Here is a 22832-nt window from a genome sequence, read left to right on the forward strand (position 1 = left end):
TATTTTCAACAAGTGCTCGTGCTAAGTATGTAAATAGACAAAATAATCTAGACAAATTAATCTAGACAATATAATCTACATCTTAATCAATTACTCACAAGAACAGGGTATGAACAAAATCATTTCACGCAAACCAACGACAGCAGAGCTGGATTTGCTGCGTCTGATGTGGCAATTAGGGCCGTCAACTGTCAAGGATGTACACCAGGCGGCGGTACTGGACCGGCCAGAACTGTCTTATGCGACCGTATTGCGGCTCATGCAAGTCATGCACACCAAGGGCTTGCTCAACAGGGACGAGACCCAGCGTTCACACGTATACGTTGCAGCACAGGCACAGGATTCCTTGCAGACAAATCTCTTGAAGGACTTGATTCATAAGGCTTTCTCGGGATCAGCCAAAGACTTGGTGATGGCGGCCTTGCGTGGCCACGTCAGTAAAGAAGAGCGGGAAGAAATTCAAAAAATGCTGAATGAGGACAATAAATGAGCCAGTCTTTCCAACACATCGTTAATGCACTTGGTTGGGCATTATTGCATTTTGTCTGGCAAGGCTCGCTGATAGCGCTGCTGTTGGCTGCATTGTTGAACTTGATGGCGCATGCCCAGGCCAGAACGCGTTATGCCGTAGCGTATACCGCACTGATTGTCTGTATCTACCTGCCTGTCAGTGAGTTTTTCGTCAGGTTGGGGAAGGCATATACCGGTAAGGAAGTTCAGGCATTCAACGAAGTCCCCCTTCAATTTCGGTTTGATTCTTCGCATGTGTTGGTAGATTCTTCAGCATGGCTGGACATGCATTTGAGCGATATTGTGATTGCATGGATGATTTGCGTGGCGGCCCTGGCCCTGCGTATGTGCATGGGACTTCTTTGGATAACTACCTGCATGCATCCAGAGCGGAGCAAACCTCACCCGGACTGGCAAGCGCGCATTGATCGGATGAGCGGGCAATTTCATATTTGTAGCCGGGTGATATTCAGGGTAGTAGAGGATTTAAGTGGTCCTGTCACTGTAGGTATAGTTCGCCCGATGATCCTGTTGCCCGGTGCCATGCTGACCGGCATGCCGGTTGACTTGCTGGAAATGCTGGTGGCGCATGAAATGGGGCATATAAAGCGTCACGATTATTTATTGAACCTGATCCAGACAGCGATAGAAACACTGTTGTTCTATCACCCTGCAGTCTGGTGGATATCAAAACAGATTCGCAGTGAAAGAGAAGAAATTGCGGATGCAATAGCAGCAAGAGTGACTGGTGAACCGCGCCGTCTCGCTCTTGCACTTTCTGAGTTGGCCAATTTCCAATTCATAACACCTCAACTAGCCCAGGCGGCGCATGGAGGAAATCTTATGTCTCGTATCAAGCGTTTGCTTCAACCTGAAATAAAGAATGTCAGCACGCGTGGGATTCTCGGTTTGTTCGGAGCAGTGGCAACAACTCTGGTGTATGCAGGCCAGGCTTTGACCTCTTTGCCCGGGAATGCAGTGACACAAGTGGAGATAAATACACAGCCAGTTGCCAACACCCAGTTGTCGGCACAAGCCAATTCGACCTATTTGCCGAAGGAGAAAGTGAACGGCTCTAATCCTGTTTCCCCGGCCAAGCCGGAGATTAAACTGGCCCTGTTGCAATCCAGGCCAAAACCAATAAACAAGATCGTGGCCGTGGCAGCGCCTGTCGCTGAAACTGAAAACCAGGATGCTGTTGTAGATAAAAGTACGGGATCAGGACAGGATGTGATCAAACCGGTTGCTGACAAAGTACCTGTGGCGGAGACAAGCAAGCAGCATGATGCAGTCGTCGCCAGGCCTAAATTTTCTTATGATTTCTCGGCATGTTATCCAGCATATCCTCGTAGCTCGTTGAGAAATAATGAGACGGGTGCTACTTCCCTGGCTTTCAAGGTGGGTGCAGATGGGGTCATTGATAATGTAAAAGTAGCCAGTTCCAGTGGTTTTCCAGATCTGGACAATGCAGCTGCCCAAGCCTTTCAAGGGTGCAAGGTAAAACCCGCACAAGTAGATGGGGAAGCAGTCGCAAAAAATGCCAAAATCAAATTTGTCTGGCAGCTTAAATAATTATTAGTGGGCTGTAACAGTGGAATCGAGAGTGAAGGACACCCGGCGAATCAGGGCAAGGCGCAGCTATCGCCAGCATTGGCAAAGCCGCCATGACAACCGTGCACATGGCAGGTGCTCCGATTTCCACTGTTACAGTCCATAGATAAATTTCGTCGCTGGCGGCAACATGCAGGCCGCCGGTATTTTCATGCTGGATATATGCATCATCAATCACTAAATTATCCATGTTTCGCTATTTCAGATGTTGTGCTCTTGTATTTCTTCCCATGATTGCAAGCGCTGGAAGCTTGCCTGCATATCCTTTTATTCACGTTAACGGAAATGCTACGATAACTTTGCCGGCAGATATCGCCGAACTGGATTTTGAACTGACTGCGTTTACAACTAACGCAGACGAGTCATTGATGCTGCTTAATTCGCAGTCAGAGGACGTACTGGTGTTTTTGTTGGCGCACAAAATTGTTGCTGCAGATGTTGAGGCGCACGATACCCGAAAGCTTGTGGCTGTGGATGAAATGGCTGCCAGCGACACCAGTATGCAGCGTTTTCGCCTGGTTAGGAGTTTTCACGTCTACGCCAGAAATCTTGAGCACTGGAATACAGTGACACAATATTTGCTCTCCAGACCTTATCTGGGCAATTTCTCGGTGCGGTTTGGACGTACGGATTACGCACAGATTGAACACCAATTGACATCCAAAGCGGCGGAAAATGCCAGAGACAGGGCGAAAGAACTGGCGGCTGGTTTTTCTGTCAAACTGCTGGGGCCTACGGCGGTTTCAGAGCAGGCATTGAGCCGGATAGACAGTGAGCTTGGGCTGGATGGGTTCAAAATCGTGCAAACTAATGCCGATAGCGGCGACAAGCCTACCATGAGTGATCTGTCTTTACCCGGCGCGTTGATTTATAAAAAATCCGTTAACGTGATTTTACGCACCAGATAACGCCAAGTCCATGTAGTTGTGCGCAATCCATGCATCCACTGGATTGCGCAAGTGCCTGATTTTCCCCGTTTAAGTTTAAGAACGGTTTAAGAACGGGTAATCGGCAGGCCCAGATCTTCAGTCAGGCTGACATGCTTGGCCAGTTCCAGCTTGGCGATCGCATTTCTGTGTACTTCATCCGGGCCATCTGCCAGGCGTAAAGTACGGTTGCCAGCCCATTGTGCCGCCAATGGGAAATCACCGGAGACGCCGCCTGCACCATGGGCCTGTATGGCCCAGTCCAGTACTAGTTGGGTGACGTTTGGCGCCAGCACCTTGATCATGGCGATTTCTGCCTGCGCGTGCTTGTTCCCAACAGTATCCATCATATAGGCGGCCTTCAGGGTCAGCAGGCGAGCCGTGTCGATCTGTATACGCGATTCGGCAATGCGCTCACGCCAGATACTTTGCTCGGAAATTTTCTTGCCAAAGGCTGTGCGGCTGTTGAGGCGTTTGCACATTAATTCCAGCGCACGTTCCGCCACACCGATGGCGCGCATGCAGTGATGGATGCGGCCAGGGCCAAGACGGCCCTGGGCAATTTCAAAACCACGGCCTTCACCCAGGAGAATATTCGATGCAGGCACACGCACGTTTTCAAACAGGATTTCGCAATGACCATGCGGCGCATCATCGTAACCAAAGACAGGTAAAGGACGCTTGACGGTGATGCCAGGTGTTTTGGCATCCACCAGTATCATCGATTGTTGTGAGTGGCGGGCTGCGTTGAAATCAGTCTTGCCCATCAGGATGTAGACGGCACAACGTGGATCACCGGCACCTGATATCCACCATTTATGGCCATTGATGACGTAGTCATCACCATCGCGGTCTATGCGTGTTTCGATATTGGTGGCGTCTGATGAGGCAACACCAGGTTCGGTCATGGCAAAGGCAGAACGTATCTCACCACGCAGCAATGGTTCCAGCCACTGTTTCTTATGCTCTTCCGTACCATAGCGTTCTATGGTCTCCATATTGCCGGTGTCAGGGGCAGAGCAGTTGAATACTTCCGGCGCCCAACTGACACGCCCCATGATTTCGCATAATGGGGCATAGTCAAGATTTGATAAACCCTCTGGAGCGCGTACTGATTTTGGCAGGAACAGATTCCACAATCCTTGCGCATGTGCCTTGGGCTTCAAGTCTTCGATGATCTGGGTTGCTATCCAGCGGTTACCTTTCTCTTGACCGTTGCGGTCGATTTCTTCCTTGTAGGCTTTTTCATTCGGATAAATATGTTCATCCATGAAACGCAAGAGCCGTCCTTGCAAGTCTTTGCAGCGATCTGAGTAGTCGAATTCCATGTTGTCTCCAATAATATTGTTCGATGTGCCTTACAGTGGAACTGAAAGAATTTGCGGGTTGAGTTCAGGATTGTTTTTTAACGTAACTCCAGCCCAGCTCTGCCATGGGACGCGCTGCTTCGCCGGATTTCTTGGCCTGGGCGCTGGATGCTGTGCCATCGACATAGCGTTTCATGATGCCTTGCAAAATCCCCGCCATACGGAACAGGTTGTAGGCCAGGTAGAAGTTGAAATCTTCCGGGCGTATGGTCTTGCCTGTACGTTCGCAATATTTGGCGATGTATTCCTGCTCATTGGGAATTCCCAGAGCTTTGTGATCGAGACCAGCAATGCCGCGGAACTGGCCGGGCGTGACATGCCAGCTCATGCAGTGATATGAGAAATCAGCCAGCGGATGACCGAGTGTTGACAGCTCCCAATCCAGTATCGCCATGATGCGTGGTTCGGTAGGGTGGAACATCATATTGTCCAAGCGGTAGTCGCCATGCACGATACTGGTGTCATCACCAGATGGGATATTGTGTGGCAGCCACTCAATAAGGTTGTCCATCGCTTCTATTTTTTCTGTCTCGGAAGCACGGTACTGCTTGGTCCAGCGATCTATCTGACGGGCAAAATAATTGCCGGGCTTACCGTAGTCGGCCAGGCCGATTGCAGCATAATCAATGGTGTGCAATTGCGCGATAACACGGTTCATTTCATCGTAGATATCAGCCCGTTGTGCTGGCGTCATGCCGGGCAGCGATTGATCCCACAGCACGCGGCCATCAACAAATTCCATGATATAGAAGGCGCGGCCTATGACATCTTCATCGGCACACAAGGCATATTGGCGAGCAGCCGGGAAACCTGCCTTGTTCAAGGCATTCATGACCTTGAATTCACGTTCTATGGCATGGGCAGAAGGCAGCAGTTTGGCGACCGGCCCAGGTTTGGCGCGCATGACATAGCGTTGCCCACCTGCACTGAGTTTGAAGGTAGGGTTGGACTGGCCGCCCTTGAATTGTTCAACCACCAGCTTGTCCGCCAGTGCAGCATCGAAACCCTCAACATGCTGACGCATATAGTCTGCCAGCGCCGCCACATCAAATTTTTGACGCTCGGCCACCGGCATGGTGCCCATGAATTCTTCAAACATCGGTGTCTCCCAATTGTTTCAGTTTTTGTATGATCTTACTCCTGGCACAGGTGTATGTGCTGGACGAGCTGAAACTATTCTAACTCAAATAATAGAACGTTCGTACTATTATTTGAGTTGAAGGGAGAACCCTACTGCAAAGTACTGCGCTTCAAATTCTCAGGGGAAATGCTTAAAGCAGATTCAATACGCCATCAAGTCCCACAAAATTCAGAGCCACATTTGCCTGCGCACGCACTACAGGTTTAGCCCTGAAGGCGACTGAAAGGCCGGAGATTTTCATCATCTTCAAGTCATTTGCGCCGTCACCCATGACGATGGCCTGGCTGGTGAGAATGCCCATTTCAGCACAGACGCGTTCCACGGTTCTCTGTTTTTCATCCGCATCAACGATAATGCCTGTGACTTTGCCGGTCAGCTTACCATCCTGGATTTCAAGGATGTTGGAGTGTGTATAGTCCAAATTCAGGCGTGACTTCATGCGGTCGGTAAAGAAAGTAAAGCCGCCAGATACCAGCAAGGTCTTGAGGCCGGCTTGCTGTATGGTCTTCAGCATCTGATCTGCGCCCAGGGATAATTGCAGGCGTTCGTCGTATACTCGCTGGAGGGCGCTGGCATCGAGGCCTTTGAGCAGGGCGACGCGACGTTGCAGACTTTCCTGGAATTCCAGTTCACCGCGCATGGCTGCCTCGGTGATTTCTGCCACTTGCGGCTTCAGACCCTGCATGTCGGCGATTTCATCGATGCACTCGATGGTGATCAGGGTTGAATCCATGTCCATGGCGACCAGTTTGAAGTCTGCCAGGGCAAGTTGCTTATCGAGAGCCGTGATATCCAGTTGGGCGGCGAAACAGTTTTCACGTATTGCGTGTAAGGTTTGCTCATCACATTCGGCTCCTTCGAGGCGTACTGCCCGGGGAGTCAGTTGTACCAGTTTTGCCTTGGTCTGGCTGGCGATGTGCTGGATAAGTGCGGTGCTATTGCTGAGTGTGTTGTTCAAGCCTTGTATGGTCAAATACATGATGGTCGTCGATTCTGTCTGTTCGTTTTTAATGTAGGGCCTTGATGGTTGCCTTGATCTGGGCAACGCGGCTGGCGAGGTCGGGCATGGTGGCTGTAATGCGCAGTTTGTCCTGGCCATTGAGCTTGATGTGTTTGTTCTTTTGCACCAGTTCAATGATGCGCATGCCATCTATTGGTGGCTTGGGTTCAAACTGCAGGGTCGCAGCTTCGCCATGTGCATCAATCTTGATGATGCCCAGCGGTTTGGCCGCTACACGCAACCTGTGGGTTTCGAGCAGCGATTTGACGGCTTCGGGTAATTTGCCGAAGCGGTCTATCATCTCTTCCTGCATATCATCTATGGCATTGGCGTTGTTGCAATTGGCCAGACGCTTGTAGATGGACAGGCGTTCATGGACGTCGCCACAGAATTCATTTGGCAGCAGGGCAGGGATATGCAGGTTGATTTCTGTGGTCGTTGACAATGGCGCCGCCAGATCAGGTTCCTTGCCATTTTTTAGCGAGCGCACGGCTTCATTAAGCATGTCGGAATACATCTGGAAGCCTATTTCATGCATTTCGCCTGACTGGTTGTCGCCCAGCACTTCGCCGGCGCCGCGTATTTCCAGGTCATGCATGGCCAGGTAAAAGCCGCTGCCCAGTTCTTCCATTTGCTGGATCGCTTCCAGGCGGCGGTTGGCCTGCTTGGTCAGTCCCTGCACATCATGCACTAGTAAATAGGCATAAGCCTGGTGGTGGGAACGGCCAACGCGGCCACGCAATTGATGTAATTGTGCGAGACCGAATTTGTCTGCCCTGTGCATGATGATGGTATTGGCGGTCGGCACGTCAATACCGGTTTCTATGATCGTGGTACACAACAGGATGTTATGGCGTTGCGCCACAAAGTCACGCATGACTTTTTCCAGGTCACGCTCATGCATCTGGCCATGTGCCACGACTACACGTGCCTCTGGCAGCAGGGCTTCCAGCATGGCCTTGCGGTTTTCTATGGTTTCAACTTCATTGTGCAGGAAATACACCTGGCCACCGCGCTTGAGCTCACGCAAACAGGCTTCGCGGATGACGGAATCATCTTCGCCGCGTACAAAAGTCTTGATCGCCAGGCGCTTTTGCGGTGCTGTCGCGATGACGGAAAAGTCTCGCAGGCCTTCCAGCGCCATGCCCAGAGTGCGCGGTATCGGCGTGGCTGTCAGCGTCAATACATCGACTTCGGCACGCAAGGCTTTCAGGGCCTCTTTCTGGCGTACGCCAAAGCGGTGCTCCTCATCGATAATCACCAGGCCCAGGCGAGAGAATTTGACATCATCTGACAGCAATTTGTGAGTACCGATGACGATGTCTATGGTGCCGTCACCCATACCTTTCATGGCCAGACTGATTTCCTTGCCGGAGCGGAAGCGCGACAATTCAGCAATTCTCACCGGCCAGGCAGCAAAGCGGTCGGCAAAGGTCTGGGCGTGCTGTTCGGCCAGCAGGGTGGTGGGAGCCAGGATGGCGACCTGTTTACCACCCATGACGGCAACAAAGGCTGCACGCAAGGCGACTTCGGTCTTGCCAAAGCCTACGTCGCCACAGATCAGCCTGTCCATGGGCTTGCCTGAGGTCATGTCGCCAATGACGGCGGTAATGGCGGCTGCCTGGTCCGGTGTCTCATCGAAGCCGAAGCTGTCGGCAAAGGCTTCATAGTCACGCGCTGAATAGTCAAAAGCATGGCCCTGGCGGGCTGCACGGCGGGCATACAGGTTCAGCAGTTCAGCTGCGGTATCGCGGATTTGCTGTGCAGCTTTTTTCTTGGCTTTTTCCCACTGACCCGAACCCAGCGTGTGCAGGGGGGCGTCATCAGGTGACGCGCCAGAATAGCGCGAAATAACATGCAATTGCGAGACTGGCACATACAATTTGGTGTCCTTGGCGTATTCCAGATGCAGGAACTCCGTTTCACCTTCACCCAGGTCCATACTGATCAGGCCCATGTAGCGGCCTATCCCATGGTTGCTGTGGACGACCGGATCACCGATTTTTAGTTCTGACAGGTCGCGCACCATGTGCTCGACCTGGGTGACGGCTTCCTGCTTCTTTCGGCCTATGCGCTTGCCACTGCCTGCGTACAGTTCAGCTTCGGTGATAAAGGCCAGTCCATCTGCCAGTATGAATCCGGAATGCAAAGGTGCGACACCAAGCATCAGCTTTGCATCTGTCGTGGCAAAGTCGGTATAGCTTTCGCACAGGCTCAGACGTATGTCATATTCGCTAAAGTATTGCTGCAGAGTCTCGCGTCGGCCCATGGTTTCTGCGCAGATCATGACACGCTTGTCTGTCTGCAACAGGAAAGAACGCAGGTGTGTCAGCGGATCATCGGCGCGGCGATTGACGGCAATATCAGGTAGAAAACCTGAGATTTCCGAAGCCAGTGCTGTTTTTTCCGTTTCTCCTAACGCCCAGCGCGCCAGGGGTTTCAGGGCGGCGAAGAAATCTTCATCGCGTAAAAATACGGTTTCCGGCGGCAGGACAGGGCGCTCCCTGTCCGATTTCAGGAACTGATAGCGTGAACGGGTATCGTTCCAGAAACGCTGTATGGCATCGTTGATGTTGCCAACAAGCGCAAAGTGGGGATCAGCCGGCAGATAATCAAATAATGTGGCAGTCTGCTCAAAAAATAGCGGCAGATAATACTCTATGCCTGCGGATGGTATGCCATTGCCTATGTCCTTGTAGATGGCGGAACGTGATGGGTCGCCTTCAAACGTTTCGCGCCAGCGGCTGCGGAATGCCGCACGGGCGGGTTCGTCCATGGGGAACTCGCGCCCTGGCAGCAAGCGTACTTCTGGCACTGGATAGAGCGAGCGCTGGGTGTCAGCATCAAAGGTGCGTATGGTTTCTATGGTATCGCCAAACAGGTCGAGGCGATACGGCAGGGGCGACCCCATGGGGAACAGGTCGATCAGGCCGCCGCGGACCGAGTATTCACCCGGTGACATAACCTGGTTGACATGGTTGTAGCCGGCCAGCGTCAATTGTGTTTTCAGCCTGGTTTCATCCAACCGGTCATTCTTTTTGAAGAAGAAGGTGTAAGCTGCCAGAAATGAGGGCGGAGCCATGCGCAACAAGGCTGTGGTTGCCGGCGCTAGCAGAACATCGCAGTTGCCTTGACCGATCTCATGCAAGCTCGCCAGGCGTTCAGATACCAGATCCTGATGTGGCGAGAATGCATCGTAGGGCAGGGTTTCCCAGTCGGGCAACAGGTGGCAGCGCAGTTCGGGATTGAACCAGGGAATTTCGTCCAGCAGGCGCTGGGCATCACCGGGGTTGGCAACAAATACGGTCAGCATGCGCTGTTCAGACTTGAGCGTGCTTGCAGCCTGCGCCAATGCATACGCATCGGAAGAACCGTGCAAATTCGGGAGTGTCAGTTTATGACCGGGTTTTGCTAAAGATTTGCTGAAATCAAATGACATTGCGGCTATGTTGCGGCTATAAAAGTGAGTGCCGTAAAAGCTGCTTACGGAACAAGATACGCGGTTAAAATGAGCGCCTTATTATAAACGAAGGCACCCTTTTTCATTGAAGGGACTGGATTTGTTGACATGAACCTTGAAATAACAGCAAAGAACGTACCAAAATACGTCGCCCTGATCCCTGCGGCTGGCGTTGGTACGCGTATGGGGGCAGCTATTCCCAAGCAATATTTGCAACTTGGTAGCAAGGTGATTTTGCAGCATGCAGTTGATGCCTTCCTTGATTTTGCTCAGATACGGCATGTGTATGTGGTCGTCAGTCCTGATGATGATTATATTGATAACTATCTACAATCATCTGCAAAGCTTTCCATCTTGCGCATTGGTGGCGCAAGTAGGCGTGATACGGTATGCAATGGCTTACATTATCTGGGTAAAGAATTGCGTGCAGACGACTGGGTGATGGTCCACGATGCGGCTCGCCCAGGTTTGAATGAGGAGTTGCTGACCCGCCTGATCAGCCAGGTTGCGGACAGTCCCGTGGGTGGTTTGCTGGCCTTGCCTGTGGTGGATACAGTCAAGCGGGTGGTCAACGGAAAAGTGCAAACGGTATCGCGGGATGGTTTGTGGCTGGCACAAACGCCGCAAATGTTCAGGTACCAGTTATTGTTGCAAGCATTGGAAAATGCCGAGTCGGTTACTGATGAGGCCAGCGCGATTGAGGCCGCGGGCTATGTACCTCTGCTGGTGGAGGGGCACGCCTGTAATCTGAAGGTTACATTGGCCAGTGACATGGACCTGGTTGCAAATCAGCTGAAGACAGCTCATAAATAAAGGAAGATTGATGCAAAATAAACTGCCGCCCTTCAGGATAGGGCAAGGTTATGATTGTCATGCGCTGGTGCCTGGCCGCAAGCTCATCATTGGGGGGGTAAATATCCCTCATCATCTCGGTTTGCTGGGGCATTCAGATGCTGATGTGTTGCTGCATGCGATTACGGATGCCTTGTTTGGCGCCGTGGCTTTGGGTGATATCGGCAGGCATTTTCCTGATACTGACAAGCAGTTTGCCGGTGCGGACTCCCGTGTGTTGTTGCGTGAGGCTATCAAGCGCATCCACGCCGCTGGTTATGGTGTCGGAAATCTGGATGCAACCATCATTGCCCAGGCACCGAAAATGGCGCCGCATATCACTGCCATGGTGGCGAATATTGCGGAAGATTTGCAAGTGACGGCAAGTCAGGTCAATATCAAGGCGAAGACCAATGAGCGTCTGGGTTATCTGGGGCGGGAAGAGGGTATTGCGGCTGAAGCGGTGGTACTGGTTTTTCCGCTGGCCGGGGACTAAACTACATCAGGTGTGTCAATAAGGAGAGCAGGTATGGAAAAAGAAAATCTGAAGCGTTTGCTGGGGCAGTTGCATCATGAGTTGTCGAGCACCGAGCAGATAGATGAAGAATTGAAGTCCTTGCTGGAAAAACTCAATGAGGACATACAGCATGTACTGGGTAATATGCAAAATCGTGATGATCCTGTTTTTGCCGCTCTGAGTGAGAGATCCCAGGCGCTGTCTGCAAGGTTCGCGGCACAACATCCGAAGCTGGAACCGGCTTTGCGTGAACTGGGTACGATGCTGGAAAAAATTGGGGTGTGATTTTTGACAGGAATTTCACTAGGTACCTCAAAATAAGTATCTCAAAACCGCCTTCGGGCGGTTTTTATTTTGGCGCTTTCGATTTGCGAAGCGCTCTTTGCAAGGGCGAAAGGGCGAAGGGTATTCAGATTTTTGACTTTAAACAAGAATTTCAAGAATATTCTATAATTTCAGTAATTCGTGAAAATTCAGAAAATTGGAGAAATTGAATATGGATGCACTAAGCCCGCTGACGCAGAGATTCATCCTGCATTTTGGCGAAATGGGGAGCCGCTGGGGTATCAATCGCACAGTGGGGCAAATATATGCCTTGCTTTATGTGCAATCTCAACCTATGAATGCAGATGACATTGCCGAGGCTTTAAGTTTTTCCCGTTCAAATGTGAGTATGGGCCTCAAAGAGTTGCAAGCCTGGCGCCTGGTCAAGCTCTTGCACAAGCCGGGTGACAGGCGCGAGTACTTCGAGCCGCCAAAAGACATCTGGGATATTTTCAAGGCCTTGCTGGAAGAACGCAGACGACGTGAGATCGAACCGACGCTGTCCATGTTGCGTGATGCTCTTTTGGAAAATCCGGCCAGTGAAGCGGATAAGCTGGCACAAGAGCGTATGCGTGAAATGTATCAGCTTATAGAGTTATCGACGTCCTGGTTTGATGATGTGCAACGCTTGTCGCCAGAGACGCTGGCGTCGCTGATGAAGATGGGGTCCAGAGTGAAAACCGTGCTGGACATCCGTGACAAGTTCAGGTTTGGCGGCGGTAAGCCGGATGCTGACGAGCACGGGGACAACGCTGCAGCAAGTAAATGAGGTGAATAAATGACTTCGCTATCGGCATTCCGGCACTGGAAGCGCTTGCCACTGTGGATGGAAATCGTTCTTGTCCTGATCGTTAAAGTCGCCATCCTGACGCTGCTATGGCACGCATTTTTCTCCAGGCCGCAAACCAAACACATGCGTTTGCCAGCGGATAGGCTTGAACAGCATCTGCTTGGTGCGGGCAGTCACTCCAGCCTTGCCGGCCAGCGAATTGAAGCAAGAAAAAATCAACCTGAATTGAAGGATAGCCATGCTTCCCATTGAAGAAGTTGTCAGCTTGTCGCGCCTGCAATTTGCCGCGACTGCCATGTATCACTTTCTGTTTGTCCCTCTGACCCTGGGTTTGTCCTGGATTTTATTCATCATGGAAGCTGTCTATGTCATGACTGGCCGTGAAATCTACCGGGACATGACCAAGTTCTGGGGTAAATTATTCGCCATCAATTTTGCCATGGGCGTGACCACTGGCATTACCCTGGAATTTCAGTTCGGTACCAACTGGTCATATTATTCTCACTATGTAGGCGACATTTTTGGCACACCCCTGGCCATTGAGGGCATGATGGCTTTTTTTCTTGAATCCAGCTTTGTCGGGTTGATGTTTTTCGGCTGGAATCGTCTGTCCAAACCCGCCCATCTGGGCGTTACCTTTCTGGTTGCCCTGGGATCGAATCTGTCTGCCTTATGGATATTGATTGCTAATGGCTGGATGAATAATCCGGTCGGCGCCGACTTCAATTTCGAGACCATGCGCATGGAGCTGGTCAGTCTGAAAGACGTTTTCTTCAATCCCGTAGCACAGGTCAAATTCGTCCATACGGTTGCGGCAGGTTATGTCGCGGCATCCATGTTTGTGCTTGGCGTGTCTTCTTACTATCTGCTTAAGGCCAGGGACACAGCTTTTGCGATACGGTCTTTTGCTGTTGCTTCGGCTTTTGGTCTGGCATCAACCCTGTCAGTGATCGTGCTCGGCGACGAATCCGGTTATACGGCCGGCGAGGTGAACAAGGTCAAACTGGCGACAATAGAGGCTGAATGGGACACCGTGCCAGCACCCGCACCATTCACCGTTATCGGGCTGCCGAACGACAAGGAGGAGCGTACCGACTATGCGGTCAAGATACCTTATCTGATGGGCTTGATTGCCACGCGCTCGACGGATACACCCGTTACGGGCATCAAAGACCTTAAACAGGAAAACAAGGCCCGCATTATCAAGGGCATGGAAGCCTATGCCGCCCTGATGCGTTTGAAATCAGGCGATAAATCACCGGAGGCGCGAGCCAATTTCGAGCGTTTGAAAAAGGATCTTGGTTATGGCTTGCTGCTTAAAAAATATGCGCCAAATGTCGTTGATGCCACCCCTGAGCAGATAAACAAGGCCAGCCATGATTCCATCCCCAAGGTCGCCCCCATGTTTCTCGGGTTTAGATTGATGGTGGGTCTGGGTATTTTGTTCCTGTTTATTTTTTCGACATCTTTTTATATGCTGATACGCCGTCGCCTTTCCAGACAGAGATGGCTGCTGAAGCTGGCCTTATACAGCATACCGCTGCCCTGGGTGGCGATAGAGACGGGCTGGATAGTCGCAGAATATGGCCGTCAGCCCTGGACTATTTCTGGTGTGTTGCCTACTCATTTGTCTGCGTCTACCTTACAGGTTAACGACTTGTACTTCAGCCTGGCGGGTTTCATGGGGTTTTATACGCTCTTGCTGGTGCTGGAGCTGTTTTTGATGTTCAAGTATGCCCGCCTGGGACCGAGTGCCTTGCATACTGGCAAATATCACTTCGAGACTGCAGCGATCAATATGCATTCAACTGATACAACTGTTCGGGCCTAAGGAGACATCATGTTTGACTATGAAACTTTAAAACTGATCTGGTGGGCCTTTGTCGGCGTGCTGATCATAGGTTTTGCCTTGATGGATGGATTTGACTTTGGTGTCGGCATGCTATTGCCCTTTGTTGCTAAAACCGATATGGAAAGACGTATTGTCATCAATTCCATAGGGCCAACCTGGGAAGGGAATCAAACCTGGTTCATTGCTGCCGGTGGCGCCTTGTTTGCGGCATGGCCACTCGCTTATGCAGCGGCGTTTTCAGGCTTTTATGTAGCCCTGATGCTGTTGTTATTCTCCTTGTTTTTTCGCCCCGTCGGCTTTGACTATCGCAGCAAAGTGCAAGACCCGCGCTGGCGTTCAGCCTGGGATTGGGCCTTGTTCGTGGGAGGATTCGTGCCACCATTGATATTTGGCATCGCCTTTGGCAATCTTTTACTGGGAGTGCCGTTTCACTACGATGCAAGCATGCGGCTTGAATACGTGGGGGGGATACTGGGCTTGCTCAATCCTTTTGGTTTGTTGGCCGGTATCCTGAGTGTGGCGATGTTGCTCATGCATGGTGCAGCGTTTTTGCGCAGCAAGACTGAAGGTGTTGTCAGGGACAGGGCGAAGCCGATTTTGCTGGCAGCGGCCATCACGACGGTTTGCAGTTTCGTAATTGCCGGTATCTGGGTTGCTTTTGGTATCGACGGCTACCGCATCATCAGTATGCCTGATGCCAATACGTCCTTCATGCCTGTCATGAAAACTGTCGAGCGTGCATCGGGTGCCTGGCTGAGTAATTATTCCAGCGCACCCATACTCTGGTGCCTGCCAGCGATTGGATTGCTAACCACGATATTCAGTCCAGTGTTTGCATACAAAAACAGGGACGTTGTTGCCTTTTTATGTAGCGGAGTGGCGGTTGCAATGGTGATTTTGACTGCGGGAGTGTCCATGTTCCCGTTTGTCATGCCGTCGTCACTGCACCCTTCAAGCAGCCTGACGGCCTGGGATGTAGTTGCCAGCCATAAAAGTTTGGGTGTCATGTTTTGGGTGGTGGTGATTTTCCTGCCTCTGATCATGGCATATACCGCTTGGATATATCGGGTCTTGCGCGGCAAGATCGGTGAGGCGCATATCAGCGCAAACGAACATTCTGCTTATTAAACAGGGATAAAACTGAGACTGCGATAATAAAGGGGGTAATAATGTGGTACTTCAACTGGATACTGGGTATAGGTTTGGCGCTGGCTTTTGGCATCATCAATGTCATGTGGCTGGAAGCTAATTATGCCTTTGGTGAGCGTGACGAAGCATTGACCAAGGAAAGGTTTGAGCAGGCGCGGCAAGAGCATAAAGAGGGTAAGCGCAATAAATAGGCGCTGCTCTGTTACAATATGCGGTTAGTTTGAGAAAACGGGTGTATTGTCTTCTTGATGATGCACTCTTTTCATTTTTGTCGCATAGAATGCGCAATTTCTTTATTTACTGCCATGCAAATCACACAAAATACCGTCGTCAGTTTGAATTACACCATGTTCAGTGCTGAAGGCGAGGTTATCGACCAGAATCAGCATCCCATCGTCTATTTGCATGGTGGATATGACAATATCCTGCCAGCTGTAGAGGCGGCTTTGGATGGCAAGGTTGCAGGTGACAAGGTCTCGGTGACACTTGCGCCGGAAGAAGGCTTTGGTGAATATGAGGATGAGTTCGTGCGCGAAGAAGATATCAGCGCCTTTCCGCCTGATATCGAGGTGGGCATGATGTTTGAAACACGTGAGCCAGAAACCGGTGAAACCATGCAGTTCCGTGTTACAGCAATAGATGCTGGCGTAGTCACGGTTGATGGCAATCATCCTCTGGCTGGTATGACCATCCGTTTTGACGCAGAGGTACTTGAAGTGCGTGAAGCCAGTGACGAAGAAGTGGTACATGGCCATGTCCATGGTGAGCACGGTCATCATCATTGATGAATATCGCTTAATTAAGCATGTGCTTAGTTAAGGCGTCGGTTAGTCGGTTATTTAACGGTATCGCCAGCGGCTGGTGATCTGTGCAGGGAGCGTCATTTTGATGATGCTCTCATTCCCTTGCTGCTGAATGGCAGCGCAAATTTCAGTCCAAGTGCAAGCAAGAGTGTGTATGAAAGACTATTATTTTATTCTCGGTATCCCTACCAATGCCAGCCTGGCTGACATTAAAAAGGCATTCCGCCAGAAAGCTGCTGAGTTCCACCCGGACAGAAATGATTCGGAGCTGGCCCCAGAAAAATTCCATGCAGTCAAAGAGGCTTACGATGTTTTGTCGGATGAGGCAGCACGGACTGCCTATGATGAAAATCGTCGGCGCAACCTGCTTGATTCTCCATTGGAGACCGCAGCTGAAATCTGGAAAAATTATTTATCAGGAGTATTGCAGTGAAATTGTCGCGTTTTTTTGAAGACCTGATGCCACTATACAAGGCCGAACTGGAAGACTTGAAATCCGATTCTGAAGGTAAAAATGTTTTGAAGGCCAGGTTACGTGAAAAGGCTGAGCAGTTGCCCTTGCTGCTGCCCATGATGGCAAGCAATCCTGAGATGCTGGCGGTTGCTTTTCATCAGGGCTTTATCTTCATGAATCCGCTGACATTTGAGTCTTTGAGCGCCAAGGAGGCAAATAAACTGCCGGGCTGGAAAACCTTGTCTGCCGCTGTCAAACTGGAGCCCTGGGCAGAGCCATTGAGCCGTATCGTGTTGAAAGATGCTGATGGTGAAGCCTTTCTGGTGATTGCCGCAACGCTGGAATATTTGAATCGTAGCCAGCTCACACGCAAGCTGGGCGCGAGTGACGCACAAGATGGTGAAGATGAAGACAAAGATGCTAATGAAGAAAGTGATGAACTGAAAGAAAATGGCGACCTTGATGGCCAATACGGAAGGCATGGTCGTGATGACGGTGACGATGGTGATGATTATGACCTGGGTGAGGCGGGCGCCGACTGGCTGGCCGAACAAGGTTTTGACCGCAAAGAATAAAAAAGAATAGGGAGTTTTGATGAGTAATTATCCTGCGTTAATTGAGGCTCAGAGCCTGGTCTTGGCGGGCGATATTGCCGGGGCCGAACATGCATTGGCCAACCTGGCTGAAACTGAGGGTGATAAGGCGCTGGTTGCCGCGCTCGATGAATTCCCGGCAAAAGACTTGCTGGCCATCATTCGTGAATATGATGCTTCCAAAGAGTCGCTGGTGAATTTGCTGGTCACACCTGAGCAATTTGCTCAAGCCGTGGTATTGGAACGCCGTTACGGTGATCAAACGCATGAGCAATTGCGTGGCATGATCAATTCTGTCATTTTTCGTGATGGGGCTGATCCGGCGGAATTCCTGTATGAGATCGCTGAAGTGGACGGTGGTTATGATGCACTCGTCGATTATCTGCTTGACAGGGCGCAGATGGTGGAACATTTCTACCGTTATGCAACCTTCGACCTGTATGAGTACGGTGATGACAACAAGACCCGTGCGCTTGAAGATGACTTGCTGAACCTGACCCGTGATACTGAAAGCCTGGCTTCACCCCTGGATATGGCCAATCTGGAAGACCATGACTGGATGCAGGTGACTTACATATTGCGTTATGAGTTACCAGAGATTTTCCGTGAAGTGCTGATGAAATTGCGCGCACGTTACAAAGCCTATCAGGCCAGTCTGGCGCAAGATGAGCTGGAAGGTGGTGAAGGTGCCGAGGAAGAGCAGGACGAACGCCCCAAAAATAATGATGACGGTGATGACAAGGACGATGACGAAGAGTCTGCTCTGTAATTTCTGATATTTTGCGAGTGCTTTTCCTTTGACGTGCATGTCAGGCAGAATCTTTCTGCCTGCCTTTTATTTTTTCATAGCCTGACACTATTCTGGTATTCATGTCTGAAAATACTTTTGAAATTGCCCTGCTTGATAATCGCCCTTACTTTGAATCGGCATTGCGCTATGGCGTGCAAAAGGCGATTATCAGTACCAGCAAGATTGCTGCCATTGAGGCAGAAGCACCCAAGGGCATGGTGCAGATTGCTGATGCATTCGGTAGTAAATACCTGCGTCCTGAAATTGAAGCGGCACGCAAGCGTATCGTCAATCTGGCCAGCCTGTATCTGATCGAGACAACCAAAGGTGATCTCGAACTGGCGGCCAGAATGATACGTGACAATACCTTCCTGACGCTCTCGCGTGGTGGTTCTGGTTTGCTGAAGGCATTGTTTGCCATGCCGGAATATGCCTTGCTGGGACATGAGGCCAAGGGCAAGGTCGAGGATTTTCTTGAAGCCTGGTCCCTGAAAGAAAAGCCGATGGAGTATAGAAACGCTTTGGAGCACAGACAGCTCAATGCGCTGGAAATCGAGGCTGGATACTGGTTTGGAGAAATGCTGGGCTTGTCTGCGGCTTATTTGAAAGAAGAAGATGTTGAGGCGGTTTCCGTCGTCAGGAGTGCCTTGCTGCTGCAATTATTTGGCAAGCAAGATGCTACGATGCAAAATCAGGTGGAATTTGCCAGCCTGATTGATGCCATCCGTGCCTTTACTCCGGCCCGTATCAAGAAGGCATGGTCTGGGTTGGATATGGGGGAATTCCCGGAACAATTTCACCCCATTGTCGAGCGTATACTTGGCGAAATCAAAGCACATGATTTACCGCGCCTGCAAGATAAAGCAGCATCCCTGGACAAGCTGGTATTTGAGTTGAAAGACCGTTATTACCTTCGTGATCATGAGGTGGAAGATACGTCTGAATATGATGCCCTGGTATCAAAAGAATGGACCAGGCTTACCAAGGGAAAAACAGATGTTGATTCCCTGATGACCTTGTTTGTCTGTATCGCCGGTGAAATCCCGCCCAAGACAACTTTGCCGGAAAAAACGGCAAAAAGCCTGGTGAAGAAATTCCGCGAACAGGGTTTCCAGTCTGAACTGGCAACAGAGTGGATCAGGACCTCGGCGCCACATGAAAAACAGGAAGGCTTGCTGGAGGATTGGACCAATTTTGTCGAAGAGGCGGGCAATTATTTGCTGGACGACTGGGATACGAATTACAGCGGTGCAATGCGTTTTCTTGATGCGAACTGCCATATTCAAAAACCGGCAGCCAAGAAATAGGAATTTTTCCTGTTTTGATTGATAAGGTAAAAATAGCCATACCTGAATTGGTATGGCTATTTTTTTTGCAATCACTGAATTACAGGCTCATTTCCAGAACCTGCCGGCTGATATCCAGCGTTACGTCACGTTTTTCGCCAAGAGAAACCATGCGATGTGTTTCCAGTGCAGCCAAAATCGGCTTGATGTCCTTGGCGTCCAGCTGATAATCGCTGAGGCGGGTCTTGACGCCCATTTGCTCGAAATAATCCTGGGTGCGGCTGATCGCAGTTTCAATGCGGCCGTCTTCATCACCATCATGCAGGCCCCATACACGCGCTGCATATTGCAGCAGTTTTGCCCGCTTGCTTTCTTTGCGTACACGTAGCATGCTGGGTAAAACGATAGCCAGGGTTTGTGCATGGTCAATATTGTGCAAGGCGGTCAGTTCATGGCCTATCATGTGTGTTGCCCAGTCTTGTGGTACGCCGGTGGAGATCATGCCGTTCAGGGCCATGGTGGCGCACCACATGAGGTTGGCGCGTACATCATAGTCTTCGGGATTGGCAAGGGCTTTCGGACCTTCTTCTATCAGGGTCAGCAACAATCCTTCGGCAAACCTGTCCTGGACTGGTGAGTTCACCGGATAGGTCAGGTACTGTTCCATGACGTGGACAAAAGCGTCTACCGCACCATTGCCTATCTGGCGCACGGGCAGGGTAAAGGTCTTGGTCGGGTCAAGTACCGAAAATTGCGGGAAGCAATGGCGGCTGGAGAAGGCTAATTTGGCATTGATGGATTTTCGCGTGACTACACCGCCGTTATTCATTTCTGAACCGGTTGCAGGCAGGGTCAGTACGCTGCCAAAGGGCAGGGCCTTGGTGACATTGTTGCCGCGTTTTTCCATGATGACCCATGGATCATCACCTTCAAATAAAGCTGCTGCTGCGATAAATTTGGTGCCGTCAATGACAGAGCCGCCACCAACAGCCAGCAAAAAATCGATCTTGTTTTGCTTGATGATTTCAACTGCCTTGATCAGGGTTTCATAGCTGGGATTAGGTTCTATGCCTGTGAACTCTGTGACGGAGCGGCTGCCAAGTGCGGCGATGACTTCGTCATAGACGCCGTTTTGCTTGATGCTGCCACCGCCATAGAGCACCAGCACTTTTGCTTCTGCAGGGATGGATTTGTTGATGTCGGCAATGCGACCTTTGCCAAACAATATCTGTGTGGGGTTGTAAAAATCAAAATTCAGCATATGCATTCCTCCAGAAAAAAGACATCTTAACGCAAATTCACAAAATAGACCGGTCGTGCATTTTTTACGTGCTCAGGAAAAGGAAGACCGTTGGCTTCTTGTGAAAGTCAGGGCCTTGCTGCTTGTTTAGCTGGGCCTTCCATTCTGCCGCAGTTTTTGTTTGTATGGATTCGCTATCCAGGCTCAGATCGGTGGAGACGCAGATCAGGGTGGATGGCTGGCATGAGTTGGACAGGGCTTCCAGCATGGCGGCGTTGCGGTAAGGGGTTTCTATCAGCAATTGCGTCTGCTTTTCTTTTTTTGACCGCTCTTCGAGCTCCCTGATGCGCTTGGCTCTTGCCGTTGCGTCAGTCGGCAGGTAGCCATGGAAGGCAAAACTTTGCCCGTTCAGGCCGCTACCCATCAGGGCCAGCAACAATGATGAGGGGCCAACCAGTGGTCGCACCTTGATACCGTGCTGATGGGCCAGCCTGACCAGGTTGGCGCCAGGGTCGGCGACCGCAGGTACACCGGCTTCTGATATCAGACCCACATCGTGGCCTTGTAGCAAGGGGTGCAGGAGTCCCTCCAGAGCCTGGGCGGGTGTATTGATATTTAATTCGGCTATCTGGATTTCCTGCATGGTCTTTTGCAGTGGATGGACCTGCGACAGGTATTTCAAGTAAGCGCGTGTAGTCTTGGCATTTTCTGCCACAAAATGACTGAGTTGCGATGTCATTGCCTGTACGGTGTCAGGGATAATGGACGCCAGCAGACTGCTATGCTGGTCATTGTTCAAACCCAGGGTATTGGGGATAAGGAAAAGCGTGCCTGTCATATTTTGTAATCTGTAAAGTGTGTGCTACCCGGATTCAAATGCCGAAGAAGCGAATGCCGGTGTTGCGCAGCATGCCGGTCAGCGCAATCAGTGGCAGGCCGGTCAGTGCAGTCGGATCATCGCTTTTGATGCTTTCAAGGATGGTGATGCCCAGCCCTTCATTTTTTGCGCTGCCTGCGCAATCGTAAGGTTGCTCCAGATGTAGATAGGCATCAAGCTCCTGGTCGCTTAAATCCCTGAATTTGACGATGGTGCAAATGTCCTGGATTTGCAAAGGGGTAGGAGCGTTCAGGCGATTATCCAGCACGCATAAGGCTGTGTGAAAAGCAACCTCTCGTCCACGCATTAACTGCAATTGTTTTAAGGCTGCTGCGTGGCTACCTGGTTTGCCAATTTGCAGGTTGTCCAGGGTTGCAACCTGGTCTGAGCCTATAATAATGGTTTCAGGCTGATTTCGGGCTATGGTCCTGGCTTTTTCCTGTGCCAGGCGCAGGGCTGTTTGTACAGGGCTTTCGCCTGTCAGCGGAGCCTCATCAAGATCGGGGGCCATGCTTTCAAAATCAAGTCGTAATCTGCCTAATAATTCACGGCGATAGACAGAGCTCGAGGCCAGGATTAGCCTGGCTGTTTTGTTGTTTGTTTGCATTTTGAAAATATTTTTCAGGGTTTACGCCGTCAAAGTATGAAAAAACGCGCCAAGTCTTTGACTAGTAAGGTGTAATCCTGTTATTATCGCAGGTTTTCTGGGTTCAAATAATCCTATGCAAGCATTTGTGATTGACGCTTTCGCGTTCTCCCGGCTCGAAGAGCAGCGTTCGGGAAGCATTTTGGTCGCAGATTTGCCCCGCCTGTCAGAAGAAAGCGCAAACACCACTGGTGAGTTGAGCTGGTCTTTGCAGGGTGGGAAAGACAAGCTGGGTCATGCGCAGTTGGAGTTGTCTGTGAGTGGTTCGGTGCAGTTGATGTGTCAGCGCTGTCTGACGCCGTTTGCATTTGATATTGACTCTGAATCTATATTGATACTCGCCAAAAACGAAGAAAATGCTGATGAAATCGAGGCATTGCTCGAAGATGACGAGATTGATGTTGTAGTAGGTAGCAAGGCATTCAATATCATGGATTTGATCGAGGATGAGGCGCTGCTGGCAATACCCCAATCGCCCAAACATGCAGTATGCCCGGATTTACCGTTGGCTTCAGCAGATACTACTGCAGCGATTGAAGCGGAAGTCGGCAAGAAAGAATCACCTTTTGCTGTGCTGAAGAAAATTAATGGGCGTACCTAGTGGCATTATTCTGAAAAAACACTCAGGTCGAAGTATTGTTAGGGATTCTTGGTTGGCGATGTTC

Annotated in this window: 25 protein-coding genes; 17 read left to right on the forward strand and 8 right to left on the reverse strand. The window is 50.7% G+C overall.

The annotated features are described in order from the left end of the window. Positions 1 to 109: 109 nt before the first annotated feature. Together LZ463_RS04935 and LZ463_RS04940 are read left to right on the forward strand one after the other, a co-directional pair. Positions 110 to 490 (forward strand): BlaI/MecI/CopY family transcriptional regulator, encoded by a 381-nt coding sequence (locus LZ463_RS04935; RefSeq protein WP_241454459.1) that lies wholly within the window; start codon positions 110 to 112, stop codon positions 488 to 490. Further along, positions 487 to 2082: a M56 family metallopeptidase gene (locus LZ463_RS04940; RefSeq protein ID WP_241454461.1), complete on the forward strand. Its 1596-nt coding sequence runs from the start codon at positions 487 to 489 to the stop codon at positions 2080 to 2082. The genes LZ463_RS04935 and LZ463_RS04940 overlap by 4 nt, the downstream gene beginning before the upstream one ends. Here the strand turns inward: LZ463_RS04940 and LZ463_RS04945 are convergent. Further along, positions 2075 to 2311: a hypothetical protein gene (locus tag LZ463_RS04945; protein WP_241454463.1), complete on the reverse strand. Its 237-nt coding sequence runs from the start codon at positions 2309 to 2311 to the stop codon at positions 2075 to 2077. The genes LZ463_RS04940 and LZ463_RS04945 overlap by 8 nt on opposite strands. On the opposite strand from LZ463_RS04945, the gene LZ463_RS04950 reads away from it, so the two are divergent. Beyond that, positions 2310 to 3029: an SIMPL domain-containing protein gene (locus tag LZ463_RS04950; protein ID WP_241454465.1), complete on the forward strand. Its 720-nt coding sequence runs from the start codon at positions 2310 to 2312 to the stop codon at positions 3027 to 3029. The two genes, LZ463_RS04945 and LZ463_RS04950, sit on opposite strands and share 2 nt — an antisense overlap. Positions 3030 to 3115: 86 nt before the next feature. On the opposite strand, the gene LZ463_RS04955 is transcribed toward LZ463_RS04950, so the two are convergent. The 4 genes from LZ463_RS04955 to mfd all read right to left on the reverse strand — a co-directional run bounded on the left by LZ463_RS04955 (position 3116) and on the right by mfd (position 9994). After that, the gene (locus LZ463_RS04955; protein ID WP_241454467.1) at positions 3116 to 4375 is read right to left on the reverse strand and encodes an acyl-CoA dehydrogenase family protein; all 1260 of its coding nucleotides are present in this window, start codon (positions 4373 to 4375) and stop codon (positions 3116 to 3118) included. A gap of 64 nt (positions 4376 to 4439) precedes the next feature. Then, complete coding sequence (locus LZ463_RS04960; protein WP_241454469.1) at positions 4440 to 5513, reverse strand: phosphotransferase family protein; 1074 nt, start codon at positions 5511 to 5513, stop codon at positions 4440 to 4442. Positions 5514 to 5685: 172 nt separating this feature from the next. After that, positions 5686 to 6534 carry a phosphoserine phosphatase SerB gene (gene serB / locus LZ463_RS04965; protein ID WP_241454470.1) on the reverse strand — a complete coding sequence of 283 codons (849 nt, stop codon included), beginning with the start codon at positions 6532 to 6534 and terminating at the stop codon, positions 5686 to 5688. 28 nt (positions 6535 to 6562) lie between these two features. Continuing rightward, positions 6563 to 9994, reverse strand: a complete 3432-nt coding sequence (gene mfd / locus LZ463_RS04970; protein ID WP_241454472.1) for a transcription-repair coupling factor — start codon at positions 9992 to 9994, stop codon at positions 6563 to 6565. A gap of 129 nt (positions 9995 to 10123) precedes the next feature. Between mfd and ispD the strand changes: the two genes are divergently transcribed. From ispD to LZ463_RS05035, 13 genes are all read left to right on the forward strand, one after another. Then, positions 10124 to 10828, forward strand: a complete 705-nt coding sequence (gene ispD / locus LZ463_RS04975; protein WP_241454474.1) for a 2-C-methyl-D-erythritol 4-phosphate cytidylyltransferase — start codon at positions 10124 to 10126, stop codon at positions 10826 to 10828. 10 nt (positions 10829 to 10838) lie between these two features. Beyond that, positions 10839 to 11342: a 2-C-methyl-D-erythritol 2,4-cyclodiphosphate synthase gene (gene ispF / locus LZ463_RS04980; RefSeq protein WP_241454477.1), complete on the forward strand. Its 504-nt coding sequence runs from the start codon at positions 10839 to 10841 to the stop codon at positions 11340 to 11342. 33 nt (positions 11343 to 11375) lie between these two features. After that, positions 11376 to 11648 (forward strand): DUF4404 family protein, encoded by a 273-nt coding sequence (locus LZ463_RS04985; RefSeq protein WP_241454478.1) that lies wholly within the window; start codon positions 11376 to 11378, stop codon positions 11646 to 11648. Between the two features lie 211 nt (positions 11649 to 11859). After that, positions 11860 to 12456 (forward strand): GbsR/MarR family transcriptional regulator, encoded by a 597-nt coding sequence (locus LZ463_RS04990; protein ID WP_241454479.1) that lies wholly within the window; start codon positions 11860 to 11862, stop codon positions 12454 to 12456. Between the two features lie 9 nt (positions 12457 to 12465). Next, positions 12466 to 12729, forward strand: a complete 264-nt coding sequence (cydP, locus tag LZ463_RS04995) for a cytochrome oxidase putative small subunit CydP (RefSeq protein ID WP_241454480.1) — start codon at positions 12466 to 12468, stop codon at positions 12727 to 12729. Next, positions 12716 to 14308, forward strand: a complete 1593-nt coding sequence (locus tag LZ463_RS05000; protein WP_241454481.1) for a cytochrome ubiquinol oxidase subunit I — start codon at positions 12716 to 12718, stop codon at positions 14306 to 14308. Before cydP ends, LZ463_RS05000 begins: the two co-directional genes overlap by 14 nt. Positions 14309 to 14317: 9 nt before the next feature. Next, entirely contained in the window at positions 14318 to 15457 is a 1140-nt protein-coding gene (cydB, locus tag LZ463_RS05005; RefSeq protein ID WP_241454482.1) for a cytochrome d ubiquinol oxidase subunit II, read from the forward strand. 41 nt (positions 15458 to 15498) lie between these two features. Continuing rightward, positions 15499 to 15669, forward strand: a complete 171-nt coding sequence (cydX, locus tag LZ463_RS05010) for a cytochrome bd-I oxidase subunit CydX (protein ID WP_241454483.1) — start codon at positions 15499 to 15501, stop codon at positions 15667 to 15669. A 114-nt stretch (positions 15670 to 15783) separates the two neighbouring features. Continuing rightward, positions 15784 to 16263 (forward strand): FKBP-type peptidyl-prolyl cis-trans isomerase, encoded by a 480-nt coding sequence (locus tag LZ463_RS05015; RefSeq protein WP_241454484.1) that lies wholly within the window; start codon positions 15784 to 15786, stop codon positions 16261 to 16263. A 172-nt stretch (positions 16264 to 16435) separates the two neighbouring features. Beyond that, a complete protein-coding gene (locus tag LZ463_RS05020) occupies positions 16436 to 16714 on the forward strand; it encodes a DnaJ domain-containing protein (protein ID WP_241454817.1) in 279 nt (92 codons plus the stop codon). Further along, complete coding sequence (locus LZ463_RS05025; RefSeq protein WP_241454485.1) at positions 16711 to 17310, forward strand: hypothetical protein; 600 nt, start codon at positions 16711 to 16713, stop codon at positions 17308 to 17310. Before LZ463_RS05020 ends, LZ463_RS05025 begins: the two co-directional genes overlap by 4 nt. A gap of 19 nt (positions 17311 to 17329) precedes the next feature. Next, positions 17330 to 18097, forward strand: a complete 768-nt coding sequence (locus tag LZ463_RS05030) for a hypothetical protein (RefSeq protein WP_241454487.1) — start codon at positions 17330 to 17332, stop codon at positions 18095 to 18097. Positions 18098 to 18198: 101 nt separating this feature from the next. Then, the gene (locus LZ463_RS05035; protein ID WP_241454489.1) at positions 18199 to 19425 is read left to right on the forward strand and encodes a hypothetical protein; all 1227 of its coding nucleotides are present in this window, start codon (positions 18199 to 18201) and stop codon (positions 19423 to 19425) included. A 79-nt stretch (positions 19426 to 19504) separates the two neighbouring features. Here the strand turns inward: LZ463_RS05035 and LZ463_RS05040 are convergent, their stop codons facing one another. From LZ463_RS05040 to LZ463_RS05050, 3 genes are all read right to left on the reverse strand, one after another. Next, entirely contained in the window at positions 19505 to 20665 is a 1161-nt protein-coding gene (locus LZ463_RS05040; RefSeq protein ID WP_241454491.1) for an iron-containing alcohol dehydrogenase, read from the reverse strand. 64 nt (positions 20666 to 20729) lie between these two features. Beyond that, positions 20730 to 21482 carry an SAM-dependent methyltransferase gene (locus LZ463_RS05045; RefSeq protein ID WP_241454493.1) on the reverse strand — a complete coding sequence of 251 codons (753 nt, stop codon included), beginning with the start codon at positions 21480 to 21482 and terminating at the stop codon, positions 20730 to 20732. A gap of 34 nt (positions 21483 to 21516) precedes the next feature. Next, on the reverse strand, positions 21517 to 22128 hold the full coding sequence (locus LZ463_RS05050; protein WP_241454495.1) for a Maf family nucleotide pyrophosphatase: 612 nt from the start codon (positions 22126 to 22128) through the stop codon (positions 21517 to 21519). Between the two features lie 115 nt (positions 22129 to 22243). Between LZ463_RS05050 and LZ463_RS05055 the strand changes: the two genes are divergently transcribed. Then, positions 22244 to 22768 (forward strand): YceD family protein, encoded by a 525-nt coding sequence (locus LZ463_RS05055; RefSeq protein WP_241454497.1) that lies wholly within the window; start codon positions 22244 to 22246, stop codon positions 22766 to 22768. Positions 22769 to 22832 lie beyond the last annotated feature (64 nt).

The organism is Undibacterium paludis, assembly GCF_022568815.1.
GTDB lineage: Bacteria > Pseudomonadota > Gammaproteobacteria > Burkholderiales > Burkholderiaceae_D > Undibacterium.

What these genes read in the sequence shown, in the direction of transcription:
- LZ463_RS05050 (WP_241454495.1), bottom strand. Translation starts at nt 22,128, where the DNA reads ATGCAAACAAACAACAAAACAGCCAGGCTAATCCTGGCCTCGAGCTCT.
- LZ463_RS04950 (WP_241454465.1), top strand. Translation starts at nt 2,310, where the DNA reads ATGTTTCGCTATTTCAGATGTTGTGCTCTTGTATTTCTTCCCATGATT.
- LZ463_RS05015 (WP_241454484.1), top strand. Translation starts at nt 15,784, where the DNA reads ATGCAAATCACACAAAATACCGTCGTCAGTTTGAATTACACCATGTTC.
- LZ463_RS05055 (WP_241454497.1), top strand. Translation starts at nt 22,244, where the DNA reads ATGCAAGCATTTGTGATTGACGCTTTCGCGTTCTCCCGGCTCGAAGAG.
- mfd (WP_241454472.1), bottom strand. Translation starts at nt 9,994, where the DNA reads ATGTCATTTGATTTCAGCAAATCTTTAGCAAAACCCGGTCATAAACTG.
- LZ463_RS04935 (WP_241454459.1), top strand. Translation starts at nt 110, where the DNA reads ATGAACAAAATCATTTCACGCAAACCAACGACAGCAGAGCTGGATTTG.
- LZ463_RS05000 (WP_241454481.1), top strand. Translation starts at nt 12,716, where the DNA reads ATGCTTCCCATTGAAGAAGTTGTCAGCTTGTCGCGCCTGCAATTTGCC.
- LZ463_RS05030 (WP_241454487.1), top strand. Translation starts at nt 17,330, where the DNA reads ATGAGTAATTATCCTGCGTTAATTGAGGCTCAGAGCCTGGTCTTGGCG.
- ispF (WP_241454477.1), top strand. Translation starts at nt 10,839, where the DNA reads ATGCAAAATAAACTGCCGCCCTTCAGGATAGGGCAAGGTTATGATTGT.
- LZ463_RS04940 (WP_241454461.1), top strand. Translation starts at nt 487, where the DNA reads ATGAGCCAGTCTTTCCAACACATCGTTAATGCACTTGGTTGGGCATTA.
- cydP (WP_241454480.1), top strand. Translation starts at nt 12,466, where the DNA reads ATGACTTCGCTATCGGCATTCCGGCACTGGAAGCGCTTGCCACTGTGG.
- LZ463_RS05035 (WP_241454489.1), top strand. Translation starts at nt 18,199, where the DNA reads ATGTCTGAAAATACTTTTGAAATTGCCCTGCTTGATAATCGCCCTTAC.
- LZ463_RS04960 (WP_241454469.1), bottom strand. Translation starts at nt 5,513, where the DNA reads ATGTTTGAAGAATTCATGGGCACCATGCCGGTGGCCGAGCGTCAAAAA.
- LZ463_RS04985 (WP_241454478.1), top strand. Translation starts at nt 11,376, where the DNA reads ATGGAAAAAGAAAATCTGAAGCGTTTGCTGGGGCAGTTGCATCATGAG.
- serB (WP_241454470.1), bottom strand. Translation starts at nt 6,534, where the DNA reads ATGTATTTGACCATACAAGGCTTGAACAACACACTCAGCAATAGCACC.
- ispD (WP_241454474.1), top strand. Translation starts at nt 10,124, where the DNA reads ATGAACCTTGAAATAACAGCAAAGAACGTACCAAAATACGTCGCCCTG.
- LZ463_RS05040 (WP_241454491.1), bottom strand. Translation starts at nt 20,665, where the DNA reads ATGCTGAATTTTGATTTTTACAACCCCACACAGATATTGTTTGGCAAA.
- LZ463_RS04945 (WP_241454463.1), bottom strand. Translation starts at nt 2,311, where the DNA reads ATGGATAATTTAGTGATTGATGATGCATATATCCAGCATGAAAATACC.
- LZ463_RS04990 (WP_241454479.1), top strand. Translation starts at nt 11,860, where the DNA reads ATGGATGCACTAAGCCCGCTGACGCAGAGATTCATCCTGCATTTTGGC.
- LZ463_RS05020 (WP_241454817.1), top strand. Translation starts at nt 16,436, where the DNA reads ATGAAAGACTATTATTTTATTCTCGGTATCCCTACCAATGCCAGCCTG.
- LZ463_RS04955 (WP_241454467.1), bottom strand. Translation starts at nt 4,375, where the DNA reads ATGGAATTCGACTACTCAGATCGCTGCAAAGACTTGCAAGGACGGCTC.
- cydB (WP_241454482.1), top strand. Translation starts at nt 14,318, where the DNA reads ATGTTTGACTATGAAACTTTAAAACTGATCTGGTGGGCCTTTGTCGGC.
- LZ463_RS05045 (WP_241454493.1), bottom strand. Translation starts at nt 21,482, where the DNA reads ATGACAGGCACGCTTTTCCTTATCCCCAATACCCTGGGTTTGAACAAT.
- cydX (WP_241454483.1), top strand. Translation starts at nt 15,499, where the DNA reads ATGTGGTACTTCAACTGGATACTGGGTATAGGTTTGGCGCTGGCTTTT.